This is a genomic window from Streptacidiphilus jiangxiensis (assembly GCF_900109465.1).
Classification (GTDB): Bacteria; Actinomycetota; Actinomycetes; order Streptomycetales; family Streptomycetaceae; genus Streptacidiphilus; species Streptacidiphilus jiangxiensis.
On sequence record NZ_FOAZ01000007.1, the window covers coordinates 268,246 to 283,363 of the forward strand.

The 15,118-nt window shown below is 71.6% G+C and carries 10 protein-coding genes; 6 read left to right on the forward strand and 4 right to left on the reverse strand.

Annotated features, from left to right (window positions below; translation table 11 throughout):
• Positions 1-7: 7 nt before the first annotated feature.
• Positions 8-418 carry a VOC family protein gene (locus BMY61_RS16115; protein WP_042442826.1) on the reverse strand — a complete coding sequence of 137 codons (411 nt, stop codon included), beginning with the start codon at positions 416-418 and terminating at the stop codon, positions 8-10.
• 98 nt (positions 419-516) lie between these two features.
• Between BMY61_RS16115 and BMY61_RS16120 the strand changes: the two genes are divergently transcribed.
• Positions 517-1,536 (forward strand): helix-turn-helix transcriptional regulator, encoded by a 1,020-nt coding sequence (locus BMY61_RS16120; RefSeq protein ID WP_042443024.1) that lies wholly within the window; start codon positions 517-519, stop codon positions 1,534-1,536.
• A 61-nt stretch (positions 1,537-1,597) separates the two neighbouring features.
• On the opposite strand, the gene BMY61_RS16125 is transcribed toward BMY61_RS16120, so the two are convergent.
• Together BMY61_RS16125 and BMY61_RS16130 are read right to left on the reverse strand one after the other, a co-directional pair.
• Complete coding sequence (locus BMY61_RS16125) at positions 1,598-4,573, reverse strand: CBM35 domain-containing protein (protein ID WP_042442828.1); 2,976 nt, start codon at positions 4,571-4,573, stop codon at positions 1,598-1,600.
• A gap of 249 nt (positions 4,574-4,822) precedes the next feature.
• Positions 4,823-5,890, reverse strand: a complete 1,068-nt coding sequence (locus BMY61_RS16130) for a LacI family DNA-binding transcriptional regulator (protein WP_063773170.1) — start codon at positions 5,888-5,890, stop codon at positions 4,823-4,825.
• A 231-nt stretch (positions 5,891-6,121) separates the two neighbouring features.
• Between BMY61_RS16130 and BMY61_RS16135 the strand changes: the two genes are divergently transcribed.
• From BMY61_RS16135 to BMY61_RS16155, 5 genes are all read left to right on the forward strand, one after another.
• Positions 6,122-7,492 carry an extracellular solute-binding protein gene (locus BMY61_RS16135; RefSeq protein ID WP_042442830.1) on the forward strand — a complete coding sequence of 457 codons (1,371 nt, stop codon included), beginning with the start codon at positions 6,122-6,124 and terminating at the stop codon, positions 7,490-7,492.
• A gap of 46 nt (positions 7,493-7,538) precedes the next feature.
• Entirely contained in the window at positions 7,539-8,483 is a 945-nt protein-coding gene (locus tag BMY61_RS16140; protein WP_052438335.1) for a carbohydrate ABC transporter permease, read from the forward strand.
• Between the two features lie 5 nt (positions 8,484-8,488).
• Positions 8,489-9,379 (forward strand): carbohydrate ABC transporter permease, encoded by an 891-nt coding sequence (locus BMY61_RS16145; RefSeq protein ID WP_042442832.1) that lies wholly within the window; start codon positions 8,489-8,491, stop codon positions 9,377-9,379.
• Between the two features lie 29 nt (positions 9,380-9,408).
• Positions 9,409-12,042 (forward strand): discoidin domain-containing protein, encoded by a 2,634-nt coding sequence (locus BMY61_RS16150; protein ID WP_052438336.1) that lies wholly within the window; start codon positions 9,409-9,411, stop codon positions 12,040-12,042.
• 99 nt (positions 12,043-12,141) lie between these two features.
• Positions 12,142-13,842: a glycoside hydrolase family 13 protein gene (locus BMY61_RS16155; RefSeq protein ID WP_082014745.1), complete on the forward strand. Its 1,701-nt coding sequence runs from the start codon at positions 12,142-12,144 to the stop codon at positions 13,840-13,842.
• A gap of 143 nt (positions 13,843-13,985) precedes the next feature.
• Here BMY61_RS16155 and BMY61_RS16160 read toward each other — a convergent pair whose 3' ends face one another.
• Positions 13,986-15,062, reverse strand: a complete 1,077-nt coding sequence (locus BMY61_RS16160; protein WP_042442834.1) for a LacI family DNA-binding transcriptional regulator — start codon at positions 15,060-15,062, stop codon at positions 13,986-13,988.
• Positions 15,063-15,118 lie beyond the last annotated feature (56 nt).

Consider the following 15,118-nt stretch of genomic DNA (forward strand, 5'->3'; position numbering starts at 1 on the left):
CTTGGGGTCAGCGCTCCGCCGACCTCCTGGCCCGCCGCTCCGCCGACGCGGTGACGGGTGTGTAGAAATTGACCAGGTTGCCGTCGGGGTCGCGGAAGAGCAGGGACCGGTTGCCCCAGGGCATCGTGGTCGGCCCGGCGACGAAGTCGGTGACGAGGCCGGTCAGGTTCTCGTGGACGCGGTCGACGTCGTCGACGAGGAACTCGGTGATGACGCTGTGGTTGTCCGCGGGGCGGGCGGAGCCCGGGGCGAAGAGCGGGACGGTGCGGGTGCCGGCGATCGCGAGCGTGGCCGTGGCCGTCCTCAGTTCGGCGAAGTCCTCGGTGGCCCACTCCGCCCGCACGCCGGTGGCGCGCTCGTAGAAGTCGACGAGGCGTGCGACGTCGCCGGTGATGATGCGGATCGAGACGAAGTCCATGGTGCTGTCTCCCTGGCTGCCGTAGTCGGTGTCCTTGCGTCGTAGGCTAGGAGGAATAGTGGACAGAACCCGTCTTGTATGTGTGTGAGGTTGTGGACGTGACCCGACCCGCCGGCCGCGTACTGACACTCCTGGAGCTGCTGCAGTCCGGAGGGACCCGAACGCTGGCCGAACTCGCCGACAGGCTCGGCGTCGACCGGCGCACCGTTCGGCGGTACGTGGACCAGTTGATCGACCTCGACGTGCCGGTGGAGTCCGTGCGGGGCCGCTACGGCGGGTACCGGCTGCGGCCCGGGTACCGCCTGCCTCCCCTCATGCTCAGCGACGACGAGGCGTTGGCCGTCCTGCTCGGCCTGACGGCGGGCCGCCGCGCGGGGCTGACGGTGGCGGGACGGACCGCGAGCGAGACGGCGTCGGCCAAGATCCGACGGGTGCTGCCCAAGCACCTCGCCGGCCGACTCGACGCCCTCCTGGAGTCACTGGCTCTGACCGATCCGCCTGGCGGGTCCCCCGCCGCACCGGACGCCGGGGTCCTGCTCGGCGTCGCCGACGCGGTACGCCACCGCCGACCGCTGGCGATCCGGTACACCGACCGCGACGGGCGGCGCAGCGAGCGCACGCTCCACGCGTACGGGATCGTCGCCCATGCGGGCCGGTGGTACGTCACCGGCCAGGACACCGGGACCGGCGAGGAGCGGACCTTCCGGCTGGACCGGATCGCGGACGCCAGGACTCTGCCCGGCTCGTTCGACGCGCCCGCGCCCGAAGGCCCGGATCCCGCGCAGCGGGTCCTGTCGGGGTTCGCCACGGCCGGGTACCGGTACGAGGTGAGCCTGCGGATCCACGGGACCGTCGAGCAGATCCGTGCCCACCTCCCCGCCGCTCTGGCCGTCCTGGACGAGCCGGCGCCCAGCGCCGAGGAGGACCCGGCCACTGAGCGCTGGCGGCAGGTCGAAGTCCGGGCGGAGCGGCTCGACTGGCTGCCGCCCGTCCTGGCCGCGCTCGACCGGCCCTTCGTCATCGAGCGCCCGCAGGAGCTGCGCGACCTCGTCGTCGCGCTGGCCGGACGCCTCGCGTCCCACGCCCGCCGAACCGGCCGTGAGGAGGCCGGGCCCTGAGAGCTGCCCGGCCTCCGTGACCGGTCCCTGCCGCTGACAGGGTCCGGCTCCCGCGGTTCCGTCAGAACCCGCTGTCGCCCGCCCCGCGGTTGATGGTGTAGCCGCCGGGGTTGTTCAGGCCGCCGGAGGCGGCGCCGGTGACGGTGACGTAGTTCGCCGTCATGCTGCCGGTCACGCTGGAGATGTCGATGCCGTAGGTGCCGGTGCCGCTGATCGCCAGGTGGTCCAGGGTGAGGTTGCTGATCTGCTTGCCGTAGCTGAGCAGGACGCCCTGGTAGGTGGCGTTGCTGACGGTGTTGTTGGTGACGGTCACCGGCTGGGTGATGTCGGCGGTACTGGCGTAGATCCACAGGGCGCCCAGCGAGGAGCCCCAGTTGGAGTTGTACGAGCCCGCCCGCACCATCGCGTTGCCGCTGACCGTCGTCGGCCCGGTGAAGCCGCCGCCGAACGCGGTGCTGACGGTGATGCCGGAGCCGAAGGCGACGGTGTCGGAGACGAGGTTGTTGGCGACGGTGTTGTTGCCACCGCCGTAGACGCCGATGCCGTTGGCCTGGATCGGGCTGCTGACGGTGTCGTTGGTCAGCGCGCAGCCGGTGACGTTGCCGCCCTCGGTGTCCAGGGCCAGTTCGTCGTCGCCGGTGTTGCGCACCTCGGTCTGGTCGACGCGGGTGCCGGTGCTGCCGCCGTGGATGTGGACGCCGTCGGCGAAGACGTCACGGACGCGGTCGCCGACCACGTACAGGCCGTTGCCGGGGTTGGCCCAGAGGCCGACCTTCAGGTGCTCCATCCACACGTCGTAGATCAGCGAGCCGGAGGCGAAGCTGCCCTCGATGCCGGCGGCGCCGGAGTCGTTGTTACGGAAGGTCTGGTCGCCGGTGATGCTCAGGTCCGCGACCTGGTTGACGCCGCCGGTGGCGAACAGGCCGCCGGAGCCGTTGGGGGCGGTGGACTGGATCGTGGTGTACCACTCGCCCGCGCCCCGGATCGAGACGCCCGCGAAGCTGATCCGGCCGGAGATCAGGTACGTCCCGGCGGGGAACCAGAGGCCGGTGCCGGTGCCCGAGAGGGCGCTGAGGGCGTTGTTGATCGCGGTGGTGTCGTCGGCGCCGCTGTTCGGCGTGACGCCGTAGGTGGTGACCGAGGTGTAGCCGGTGGCCGGCATCGCGTAGGCGGGGTCGACCTGTTCGGCGTCGAGCACGTCGATCGTGTAGGAGGCGGCGGTGTCGGCGGAGTCCTTCTGGAGCTTGAGCACCGTCCCGGCGGGCCAGTTGCCGATCAGGGCGCGGGTCTCGTCGTAGAAGTGGTGGGCGACGCCGTTGCTGGGGGTGCGGGTGTCGTAGTAGCCGCCGCCGTAGAGCCAGGAGTACTGGGTGGTCAGGCTCAGGTCCTGGAGCTTGCTGCCGTTGGCGTACAGGGCGAGCGGCGCGGTGGCCGTCGAGCCGTCGGAGTTGGCGGGGATGGAGTAGCGCAGCACGATCGAGTTCGCCGGCGCGGTCAGGGTGAACTGCACGTACTGGCCGGTGCCGGTGAGCTGGACGGCCTGACGGCCCGTCGCCTCGGCCTGCAGGCTCGGGTAGCTGGTGCTGTAGGGCAGCACCGTGCCGTTGGTCTGCGCGTTCGCGGCCGGGTACTCGGTGTAGGGCAGCGTGGCGCCCTGCGCGGCGAGCGCGGCGCCTCCGGTGACGGTGACACTGTTGATCGCGATGTTGCCGCTGTCGCCGGAGTCGGCGCGGTAGGCGATCAGGTTCAGGCCGGAGCGCAGCGGCTCGCTCTGGGCGCTGCTCTGCAGCCAGCCGCTGCCTGCGGGCAGGGAGAGCTGACCGGCCTTCACGCCGTTGAGGTAGAGCGAGACGGTCTGCGCCGAGCCCGTGCTGTTGGCGTAGGCGAGGGAGACGGGGTAGCTGCCTGCGCTCGGCACGTCGGCGGTGAAGTCGACGACCGCGCCGGTGGCGGTGAAGCCGGTGAGGTAGCCGCTGCCGGTGTAGCCCGCGAGCGAGGTCGCCACGGTCGGGCCGCCGGTGAAGAACGCGCTCGCGGCCTGGTAGACCTGCCCGGTGGCGCCGCCGGTCGAGGTGGAGCTAGGGGTGGGAGAGGCCGACGGAGTGGACGATGCGGCGCTGCCGACGGTGATGTTGTCGAGGTTGACGTTGCCGGTGTCCGTGGAGTCGAACTTGTAGCCGATGGTGTTGCTGCCCGCGTTCAGGGTCAGCGTGTCGGCCTGCGTGGCCCAGGTGTTCCAGTCGGCGGTGGCCGCGAGGGAGTCCTGCTGGACCTTGGTGCCGTTGACGTACACCGAGAGGGTCTTGGCGGAGCCGTTGCCGTTGGCGTACCGCAGCGTCACGGGCGTGGCACCGGCGGCGGAGGCGGTGACGGTGAAGACGGTGTCGGCGCTGCCCTTGTCGGTGTCGGTGTAGCCGCCGACGAAGCCGGTGCCGGTGTAGCCGGTGTGGTCGGAGGCGACGACGGCGCCGCCGGAGAGCGCCGCCTTCTCCGCCTCGTACTGGCCGGGCGGGGGCGGCGGGACGGCGGCGAGGCTGATGTTGTCGAGGTTGACGTTGCCGGAGTCCGTCGAGTCGAACTTGTAGCCGACGGTGTCGGTTCCGGCGGTCAGGCTCAGTGGGGTGGCAACGGTGCCCCAGGTGTTCCAGTCGGCGGTGGCGGGCAGTGAGATCTGCCCGGTCTTCGTCCCGTTGAGGTAGACCGAGAGGGTCATCGTCGAGCCGGTGCCGTTGGCGTACCGCAGCGTCGAGGTGTACGCGCCGCCGGCGGAGGCGCTGACGGTGAAGACGGTGTCGGCGGCGCCCTTGTCGGTGTCGGTGTAGCCGCCGACGAAGCCGGTGCCGGTGTAGCCGGTGTGGTCGGAGGCGACGACGGCGCCACCGGAGAGCGCGGCGCTTTCCGCCTCGTACACGGTGGCGGCGTGCGCGGCGGGCGCGACGCCCAGCGCGACGGCGAGCGCCAGGAGCAGCGCGAGGACGCAGAGGGCGGCGGTGGGCAGTGCGCGGGCGCGCGAAAGCCACGGGGGAGAGGTGGGCATGACGCTCCAGAAGGTGGGGGAGCAGGCAACGCCACGGCACGGTAGCCCTGGTCCGGGAGCCGCACAACGAATCGCGCGCGGCCCGTAAAATCCGGCCCGGAGTCGCGTCATGTGCTTGTCGCGGTTTGCGAAGCCAGGTCAGCAGCGGTGTTGCCGTCCCGGGCCACCGAAGGTCGGTGCACGACCTGAAAAGAACTCATCAGGAACATCGACGACTTGCGTGACCCGGACGGGGGGCCGGGTCCCGTCTCAGGCCAGGCCGCGCGCCCTCGGCAGGGGAGCGGCGCCGATGCCTGGGCCCGCGCCCGCAGCTGTGGTCGGCACGCGGCGGCGCGGCACGTACGGCGCAGTCGAGCCGCGCACGACGAGCTCCGGCTCGTGCAGCAGGTGCCGGGGGGTCGGCGCGCCGCCCTCGATCTGACCGAGCAGCAGTTGCACGGCTGCCCGTGCCATCGCGTCGATCGGCTGGCGCAGCGTCGTCAGCGGCGGGTCGGTGTAGTTCATGAACGCCGAGTCGTCGAAGCCCACCGCCGAGAACTCGCGCGGGACCTCGAGCCCGGCGCGGCGGGCCGCGCGGATGGCGCCCAGCGCGAGCACGTCGCTGCCGCAGACGAGCGCGGTGGCGCCCGCGTCGATCAGCTCCGCGGCGGCGGCCTGGCCGCCCTCGAAGGAGAAGAGCGCGTGCCCGACGCGCCCGGCCGGGTCCAGGCCGGCTCGGCGGCACACCTCGGCGAAGGCCGCGGTCTTGTGCGCGGAGGGCGCGTGGTCGGCCGGGCCGACCAGGAGGCCGATGTCGCGGTGGCCGAGCGCGTGCAGATGGGCGAAGGCCTGCCGCACCGCCGCAGCGTCGTCCGTGGAGACCTGGGGGAAGCCCGCGTGGTCGACGGCCGCGTTCAGCAGCACCACCGGCACGCCGCGCTCCAGCAACTGACGGTGTTCCTCGGCGCTGAGGCCACCGCAGAAGACGACGCCGGAGACCTGCTGGTCCAGCAGCATCGTCACGTACTCGGCCTCGGAGAGCCCGCCGGCGGAGCGCGTGCACAGCACGGGCGTGAAGCCCAGTTGGACCAGCGCGCCGCCGACCATCTCGGCCAGCGCGGGGAAGATCGGGTTCTGCAGTTCGGGCAGCACCAGCCCGACCAGGCGGGCACGTACGCCCCGCAGTTGGGTGGGCCGCTCGTAGCCGAGCACGTCGAGGGCGGTCAGCACGGCCTGGCGGGTGGTGTCGGAGACGCCGGACCTGCCGTTGAGCACGCGGCTCACCGTCGCCTCACTGACGCCCACCTTCCGTGCCACTTCGGCGAGTCTGCGCGTCATGCGGGCACTGTGTCACACCGGATGCCCGATTCTCTACAGCCGATGCCGTGCAAACAGCAGTCACTTGCGCCAGAACATCCAGGTTTTGCGCATATCGGTTTCTCTCTTGCACCGCTTCTCGGAGCGCCCGTAGCTTGTGCTGCACGCCGGGCCGAGACCGCCACCCCACCACCGGGTGCGGCCCTGACCAGCATCGATTCCCCCACCCCGACTCGCCCTCAGGGACCGAAGATGAGACTCCGCACCGCCTCCCGGGTCGCCCTCGCGACCGGACTCGTCCTCTCCGCCGCAGCCTGCGCCAGCTCGAACTCCGGCTCCGGCGGCGCGAGCGCCGACGGCAAGGTCAGCATCACCGTCGGCTGCATGCCGCCCACCACCCAGGCCGGCCCGCGCGCCAACTGGATCGCCGACGTCGCCGCCTTCGAGAAGCTGAACCCGAACATCACCGTCAAGGGCGACGACAGCAACCCCTGCGACGACCCCGCCACCTTCAACGCCAAGCTGGCCAGCGGGAAGATGGACGACGTCTTCTACACCTACTTCACCGACGGCGCGAACGTCGTCGCGTCCGGCCAGGCCGCCGACATCCAGCAGTACGCCAGTCAGATCCACGGCCTGTCGGACATCCAGCCCGCGCTGACGAACATCTACAAGCAGGGCGGCACGGCCTCCGGCGACCTCTACGGCATCCCGAAGGGCAACTACAGCCTCGGCCTGGTCTACAGCAAGACGCTGTTCCAGAAGGCGGGCCTGGACCCGAACAAGCCGCCGACCACCTGGGACGAGGTCGAGGCCGACGCCATCGCCATCAGCAAGCTGGGCAACGGCGATGTCGGCTACGCCGACTACAGTGCGGCCAACACCGGCGGTTGGCACTTCACCGCCGAGCTGTACTCCCGCGGCGGCACCATGGTCACCCCCGACGGCAAGTCCGCCGCCTTCGACGACGCCAACGGGCTGGCGGTGCTGCAGTTCCTGCACAAGATGCGGTTCACCGACAACGTGATGGGTGCCAAGCAGGGTCTGCAGTACAACGACCTGCTGCAGATGATGGCCTCGGGCAAGCTCGGCATGTACGTCGGCGACCCGGTCACCCTGACCACGATCCACGATCAGTACAACGTCTCCTACGACGACATGGCCGTCGGCCCGATGCCCGGTCAGGCCGCCACGCTCGTCGGCGGCGACGGCTACATGTTCAACAAGAAGGACACTCCGGCCCAGATCCAGGCCGGCATCAAGTGGATCAACTACGAGTTCCTCACCTCCGGGCAGGGCTTGAACTTCAACTACCCGCGCCGCGCGGAGCAGAAGGAGCCGGTCGGCCTGCCCGAGCCGGACCTGTGGACCGGCGCCACCGCCGCCGCCGACGCCGCCGCCATGGCCAAGTACGCGAACATGCCCGTCGCCAACTTCGCCACCTACGTGGCCGCGCTGCCCAGCATGAAGCTGCTGGTCGAGCCGCCGCAGGCGCAGGCCCTCTACGCCCAGGGCGACAAGGCCATGGACGCGGTCCTCACCGACCCGAACGCCGACCCGCAGAAGCTGCTGGACACCTTCAAGGCCGCCGCGAACAGCATCCTGGCCAACGCCCAGCAGTAACAGGCCCCCACCCTTCGCGGACGACGAGACGAGAGCCCCACCCACCATGGCGACGATCAACCTGACCCGCGCGGTCGCCCGCGACCTGCGGGCCGCCGACCCCGCCCGGCGCGGCGGCCTGCGCCGCAAGCTGCGGCGCAACGCCACCGCCTACCTGTTCCTGGCCGGCGCGGTCCTCTGCTTCGCGGTGTTCTCCTGGTACCCCATGATCCGCGAGGTGATCATGAGCTTCCAGTACACGAACTTCGCGGGCGACACCAAGTGGGTGGGGCTGCGCAACTACCAACGCGTGCTCCACGACCCGGACTTCTGGAGCGCCTGGCGCACCACCGGCCTGTTCACCCTGTTCGCGCTCGTCGTCGGCTACGCGGTGCCGTTCGCGCTCGCCGTGGTCCTCAACGAGATCCGGCACGCCCGGTCCTACTTCCGGCTGCTGGTCTACCTACCGGTGATGATGCCGCCGGTGGCCGCCGCCTTCCTGTGGAAGTGGTTCTACACCCCGGACGACTCCGGCCTGTTCAACGCCGCCCTGCACGCCGTCGGCCTGCCGAGCGTGCAGTGGCTGCAGTCCTCGCACACCCTCGCCGTGCTCTGCCTGGTCCTCTTCTCCACCTGGATCAACATGGGCGGCACCGTCCTGGTCTACCTCGCCTCGCTGCAAGGCATCCCCGGCGAGCTCTACGAGGCCGCCGAGCTCGACGGCGCCGGACTGCTGCGCCGCGTCTGGCACGTGACGGTGCCGCAGACCCGGCTGATCCTGTCGATGATGCTGCTGCTCCAGATCGTCGGCACCATGCAGGTCTTCCTGGAGCCGTACATCATCACCGGCTCCGCCAACGACACCACCAGTGTCGTCTACCTGATCTACCAGTACGCCTTCAACTACGACAACTACGGCAGCGCCGCGGCCCTCGGTGTGCTGCTGCTGCTCGTCCTGATCGCCTTCGCGGGCGGCTACCTGTGGCTGAGCCGCCGCGCCGAGGAGGAGTAGGCCCCATGTCCGCCTTCGTCACCCCGACGCGCACCCTGATCTCCCAGGCCCAACTGGCCCGCCCGCTCGGCCGGACCGCCTACTGGACCGTCTTCTGGGTCCTGATCGCGCTGTTCGCGCTCGCCTTCCTCTTCCCGCTCTACTGGATGGTGAGCGGCGGGTTCAAGACGCCGCAGCAGATCATCCAGACCCCGCCCTCGCTGCTACCCACCTCCCCGGCGCCCGGCAACTTCGCCACCGCCTGGCGGGACATGGACCTGGGCCGGCTGATCCTCAACACCACCCTCTACGCCGGCGGCGCGCTCGTCTTCCAGCTCGTCTTCGACGTGGCCGCCGCCTACGCGTTGTCCAAGCTGCGGCCGGTCTTCGGCAACGGCGTGCTGTTCGCGATGCTCGCCACGCTGATGATCCCGACGACCGTCATCGTGCTGCCCGCCTACCTGACCGCCAACGACCTGCCGTTCACCCACTGGAGCCTGCTCAACACCCCGTGGGCGATCTGGCTCCCCTCGGTGGCCAACGCCTTCAACGTCTTCCTGCTCAAGCGCTTCTTCGACTCCATCCCGACCGAGCTGCTGGCCGCCGCCGCGATCGACGGGGCCGGGCCGCTGCGCACGCTCTGGTCGGTGGTGCTGCCGATGTCGCGGCCGATCCTCGGGGTGGTGTCGATCTTCGCGGTGGTCGGGGTCTGGAAGGACTTCCTGTGGCCGCTGCTGGTGCTGACCGACACCTCGACGCAGACGGTCAACGTCGGGATCAACCAGCTGCACGTCGGCGTCCCCGAGAACGTCTTCGTCGCCGCGCTCGCCATCGCCAGCGTGCCGACCATCGTGTTCTTCCTCTTCTTCCAGCGCAACATCATGGCCGGGCTCACCGCCGGCGCGATGAAGGGCTGACCGCCTCCCACTCCCCGGAGCCGCATCCCATGACCCCGAGAAGCGCCGCGCGTCCGCGGCGCAGAACCGACCTGCCCGCACTCGCCGCCCTGCTGCTGGCCGCGCCGCTGGCCGTCCTCCCCGCCGGGACCGCCCACGCCGACGGGACCGACCGCGCCGACGGGCCCCGCGACACCGTCGGCGCCTCCGTCCCGTTCGACGAGCAGAACGCGGCCACCAGCCCGCACGCCCATACCAACGGCACGGTGCTCGGCCCCGACTACCGCTACGGCACCCTCGCCAGCGAGGCCACCGGCCGCACTGCCGTCCAGCTCGTCGGCCAGGGCACGTACGTCAGCTTCACCCTCACCCGGCCCGCGAACGCCGTCGACTTCCACTACGCGCTGCCCGACTCGCTCCACGGCGGCGGCATCGACGCCCCCCTGTCGCTCTACGTCGACGGCAAGGCCGAGACGGCGCTCCAGCTGACCTCCCAGTTCAGCTGGCTCTACGGCAACTACCCCTTCAGCAACAACCCCAGCGTCGGCAAGCCCGACGGCCAGGTGCCGCACGACTTCTACGACGACGCCCGCTACCGCTTCGGCCGCACCCTGCCCGCCGGGACGGTCGTCACGCTCCGGGTCGACCCGGGCGACAACGCCCCCTGGTACGTCGTCAACACCGCCGACTTCGAGCAGGTCGCGCCGCCGACCGCCAAGCCCGACGGCTACCTGGACGCCACCGCCCTCGGTGTCGACGCGACCGGTGCGACCGACACCACCGCCGCGCTCCAGCAGGCCATCGACACCGCCTCCGCCGCCGGCCGCGGCCTCTACCTGCCGCCCGGCACCTACACCCTCAGCGCCCCGCTGAACGTCGACGACGTCACCATCGCCGGCGCGGGGGAGTGGTACACCGTCCTGACCGGGCACAACGTCTCCTTCGCGGGCAAGCAGAACCCGCCCAGCTCGCACGTGGACATCTCCGGGCTGGCGATCTTCGGCAACGTGGACGTCCGGGACGACAGCAACAGCGCCGACACCGGCTTCAACGGCGGCTTCAGCGACTCGCGGATCTCCCACGTGTGGATCCAGAACGAGAAGGTCGGCGCCTGGATCATCGGCCCCAGCACCGGCCTGACCCTGGACCACCTGCGGATCCAGGACACCACCGCCGACGGGATCAACCTCAACGCCGCCGACGGCCCGGTCACCCATACGCTGATCACGCAGAACTTCCTGCGCAACACCGGCGACGACGGCCTGGCCCTGTGGTCGGAGAACTACGGCGACACCCAGGACGCGCTGGTCCACAACACCGTCGACTCGCCGGGCCTGGCCAACAGCATCGGCGTCTACGGCTCCGGCGCGGACGACGTCATCAGCGGCAACCTGCTCCAGGACACCGTCACCCGGGGCGGCGGCATCGGCATCGGGCAGCGCTTCGGCTCGGTCCCGATGAGCGGCCCATTGCTGGTCACCGGCAACCGGCTGGTGCGCACCGGCCAGCGGGACCCGGGCTGGGACTACGGCGTCGGCGCGATCTGGTTCGACCCGCAGCAGGGCGACATGACCGCGCCCGTCGAGATCCTCGGCAACGACATCGTCGACAGCCCCTACTCGGCGTTCATGTTCCAGAACTCGAACGCCTACGTCGGCGCCGCCGTCACCACGCCGCCCAGCGCCGGCCACGTCGTCAGCAACGTCCGGATCGACGACAACCACGTCGACGGCGTCGGCAGCTACGTCTTCCAGGACCAGGCTCCCGGCTCGGTCACCGTCTCCGGCACGCAGGCGAACCACGTGGGCCTCGCCGGGGTGTTCAGCTGCGGCGCGGGCTTCGCGCTCAAGGACGCGGGCGGCAACGGCGGCTGGAAGTCCACCGCCTGCGGGCTGCCCGCGAGCTCCCCGCTGTGGGCCTACCCGGGCACCACGACGTTCGAGGCCGCGACGGTCGGGCAGGCCACGCCCGCCCAGAAGGTCGTCGTCATGAACACCGGCGCGACCGCCGCCGCGCTCGGCGCGGCCGTGGCGAGCCCCGGCTTCACCGTCACCGCCGACCCCGCCCACCCGTGCGGCCCGACGCTCGACGCCGCCGACCCGACGGACACGGCCGCCTGGTGCGTGCTCGACATCGCGTTCACCGCGCAGCACGAGGGCGTCACCGAGGGCACGCTCACCCTCCCTGCCACCCAGGGCGGCACGCCGACGACCGTCCAACTGGTCGGCAGCACCGACCCGATAGGCGGCGACGGCGGCGTTGCCCCGCCCAGCAACCTCGCCCTGAACGCGACGCTGACCGCCAGCAGCGAGCTGCCCGGCTTCCCCGCGTCCAACGCCAACGACGACAACAACGGCTCCTACTGGGAGAGCCAGGACAACGCCGGCTGGCCGCAGACCCTCACCGCCGACCTCGGCACTGCCCAGCAGGAGCGCAGCGTCGTGCTGACCCTGCCGCCCAACTGGGGCGCGCGGACGCAGACCCTGGCCGTCCTCGGCTCCACCGACGGCACCACCTGGACCACCCTGGTGCCCACCGCCGACCACGTCTTCGACCCGGCGAGCGCCAACACCGTCACGCTGACCCTGCCCGCCGGAACCAGCGAGCGCTACCTGCAGGTGGTCGTCACCGGCAACACCGGCTGGCCCGCCGCCCAGCTCTCCGAGTTCGAGATCTTCGACTGATCACGGGAGCTTTCCCCTGACCGGTGTCCGGGAGCGCGTACCTGACCCGCGCTCCCGGACACCCACCCGCCCGTCTCCCTCGCCGAGGAGTATCCGCTCATGACTCTCCGTACACGCACAGCGGACCATGCCGCCACCACGACCCGCGCCGACCCGGGACATCCCGGCAGCGCGCCCGCCTGGTGGCGTGACGCCGTGATCTACCAGGTCTACGTCCGCTCCTTCGCCGACGCCGACGGCGACGGGGTCGGCGACCTTGCCGGGGTCCGCGCCAAGCTGCCCTACCTCGCCGAACTCGGCGTCGACGCGCTCTGGTTCAACCCCTGGTACGCCTCCCCGATGGCCGACGCCGGCTACGACGTCGCCGACTACCGCCGCATCGACCCCGCGTTCGGCACCCTTGCCGAGGCGGAGGCGCTGATCACCGAGGCCCACGCGCTCGGCATGCGGATCATCGTCGACATCGTCCCCAACCACGTCTCCGACCGGCACGCCTGGTTCGAGGAGGCGCGGGCCGCCGCGCCCGGCTCCGCCGCGCGCGCCCGGTTCTGGTTCCGCCCCGGCCGCGGCGAGAACGGCGAACTGCCGCCCAACGACTGGCCGTCCGAGTTCGGCGGCCCCGCCTGGACCCGGCTGCCGGACGGCGAGTGGTACCTCCACCTGTTCGCCGCCGAGCAGCCCGACCTCAACTGGAACAGCTCCGAGGTCGCGGAGGAGTTGGAGGCCGTACTGCGGTTCTGGTTCGACCGGGGCGTGGACGGCGTACGGATCGACTCCGCCACCATGCCCGCCAAGGACCCGGCGCTGCCCTCCTTCGGCCCCGACCACACCAAGGGCCGGCCGCCGCACCCGCACCCGTTCGTCGACCGCGACGAGGTGCACGACATCTACCGGCGCTGGCGCAAGGTCGCCGACTCCTACCCGGAGCCGAAGGCGCTGATCGGCGAGGTCTGGCTCGCCGACCCCGAGCGGCTCGCCGCCTACCTGCGCGCCGACGAGATGCACACCGCGTTCAACTTCGACTACCTCAACTGCCCCTGGGACGCCGACCGGCTGCGCGCCGTCATCGACGGCACCCTCGCCGCGCACGCACCGGTGGGCGCCGCGCCCACCTGGGTGCTCTCCAACCACGACGTCACCCGCCACGTCACCCGCTACGGCCGCGCCGACAGCGCGATGGGCCGCAGCCCCGCCCAGCACGGTGCCCCGACGGACCTGGTGCTCGGAACCCGCCGCGCCCGCGCCGCGCTGCTGCTGAACCTGGCCCTGCCCGGTTCCTGCTACCTCTACCAGGGCGAGGAGTTCGGCCTGTGGGAGGTGCGCGACATCCCCGACGCCGCCCGCCAGGACCCGTTCTTCTTCCGCAGCGCGGGCGCCGACATCGGCCGCGACGGCTGCCGCGTCCCGCTGCCGTGGGCGGGCCAGGCGCCGCCGTTCGGCTTCAGCCCGGCGGACGCGAGCGGCGCGCCGTGGCTGCCGCAACCGGACGCGTGGGCGGAGTTGACGGCGCAGGCCCAGCAGGGCGTGCCGGACTCGATGCTGACCCTCTACCGCACGGCGCTGCGCGCGCGACGGGCCGAACCGGCCCTGCGCGGGGAGGAGTTCGCCTGGTCGCGGGGGCCCGAGGCGTCGGCGGGGGTGCTGGACTTCCGACGCGGCGCGTCGTTCCGCTGCGTGGTCAACCTGGGCGGCGCGGAGCTGCCGCTCCCGGAGGGCAGCACCGTCCTGCTCGCCAGTGGCCCGCTCGCCGCGGGCGCGACGGCCCTCCCACCGGACACGGCGGTCTGGTTGCACGTCTGACAGAGCGGCGGGCGCCGGGCGCGGCGCACGGCCGACGGTGGGCCTCGCCCAGGTCCGGCCGTGCGTCTGCGTCCTCACGTCCCGTCGGCGCAGCGACGCCCGGACGCCCCGGGGCTTCCAGGCGTCGGCTGCCGGGCCGAGGCTCAGACCCGGGTCAGCCGTGCCCCCTCCAGCAGTCGGCCACCAGGCGCCCGAGGGGGTGCGGTCGAGCCGCGGACGACCAGTTCCGGCTCGTGCAGCAGCTCCTTGGGCGTCGGCGTGCCGCCGTCGATCTGGCCCAGCAGCAGCTGCACGGCGGCGCGGGCCATCGCATCGATCGGCTGACGCAGCGTCGTCAGCGGCGGGTCGGTGTAGTTCATGAACGCCGAGTCGTCGTAGCCGACGACCGAGACGTCGTGCGGGACCTCCAGGCCGAGCCGCCGGGCGGCGCGGGCCGCGCCCAGAGCCACGATGTCGCTGCCGCAGATCAGCGCGGTCGCGCCGGTCGCGAGCAGTTCGTGCGCGGCTGCCTGGCCGCCCTCGAACGAGAACAGCGCGTGCCCGATCCGCCCACGCGGGTCGGTCCCGGTGCGCGCACACAGGCGGGCGAACGCCTCGGCCTTGCGCCGCGAGGGCATGTGCTCGGCCGGGCCGACCAGCAGGCTGATGCGCCGGTGCCCGAGCGCCCACAGGTGCGTGAACGCCTGCTCCACCGCCGCGTGGTCGTCGGTGGAGACCTGCGGGAAGCCGAGCTTGGAGCCGTGCACGGGGTCCACCAGCAGCGTCGGCGGCAGCGCGGAGAAGTCCACGGCGGCGTTGAGCAGCACCACCGGCACGCCGCGGCCCAGCAGCTGCCCGTACTCCTGGGTGCTGAGGCCGCCGCAGAACACCACGCCGGAGACCTGCTGGTCCAGCAGCATCGTCACGTACTCCGCCTCGGTCAGGCCGCCGGCGGTCCTGGTGCACAGCACGGGGGTGAAGCCGAGCTGTACCAGGGCGCCGCCGACGCCCTCGGCCAGCGCCGGGAAGATCGGGTTCTGCAGCTCGGGGACCACCAGGCCGACCAGCCGGGCCCGTACGCCCCGCAACTGGGTGGGGCGTTCGTACCCGAGGACGTCGATGGCGGTCAGCACCGCCTGCCGGGTGGCGTCGGAGACGCCGGTGCGTCCGTTGAGCACCCGGCTCACCGTCGCCTGGCTGACTCCCACCTTCTTGGCGACCTCTGCAAGTCTGCGCGTCATGGGACGCATACTTGCGAAGCCTCCGTCATTTGCATACAGCGGATGGTGACTTTCGC

Excerpts from the sequence above, each read along its gene's own strand:
- BMY61_RS16115 (WP_042442826.1), bottom strand. The coding sequence starts at position 418 with ATGGACTTCGTCTCGATCCGCATCATCACCGGCGACGTCGCACGCCTC.
- BMY61_RS16125 (WP_042442828.1), bottom strand. The coding sequence starts at position 4,573 with ATGCCCACCTCTCCCCCGTGGCTTTCGCGCGCCCGCGCACTGCCCACC.
- BMY61_RS16130 (WP_063773170.1), bottom strand. The coding sequence starts at position 5,890 with ATGACGCGCAGACTCGCCGAAGTGGCACGGAAGGTGGGCGTCAGTGAG.
- BMY61_RS16135 (WP_042442830.1), top strand. The coding sequence starts at position 6,122 with ATGAGACTCCGCACCGCCTCCCGGGTCGCCCTCGCGACCGGACTCGTC.
- BMY61_RS16140 (WP_052438335.1), top strand. The coding sequence starts at position 7,539 with ATGGCGACGATCAACCTGACCCGCGCGGTCGCCCGCGACCTGCGGGCC.
- BMY61_RS16145 (WP_042442832.1), top strand. The coding sequence starts at position 8,489 with ATGTCCGCCTTCGTCACCCCGACGCGCACCCTGATCTCCCAGGCCCAA.
- BMY61_RS16150 (WP_052438336.1), top strand. The coding sequence starts at position 9,409 with ATGACCCCGAGAAGCGCCGCGCGTCCGCGGCGCAGAACCGACCTGCCC.
- BMY61_RS16155 (WP_082014745.1), top strand. The coding sequence starts at position 12,142 with ATGACTCTCCGTACACGCACAGCGGACCATGCCGCCACCACGACCCGC.
- BMY61_RS16160 (WP_042442834.1), bottom strand. The coding sequence starts at position 15,062 with ATGACGCGCAGACTTGCAGAGGTCGCCAAGAAGGTGGGAGTCAGCCAG.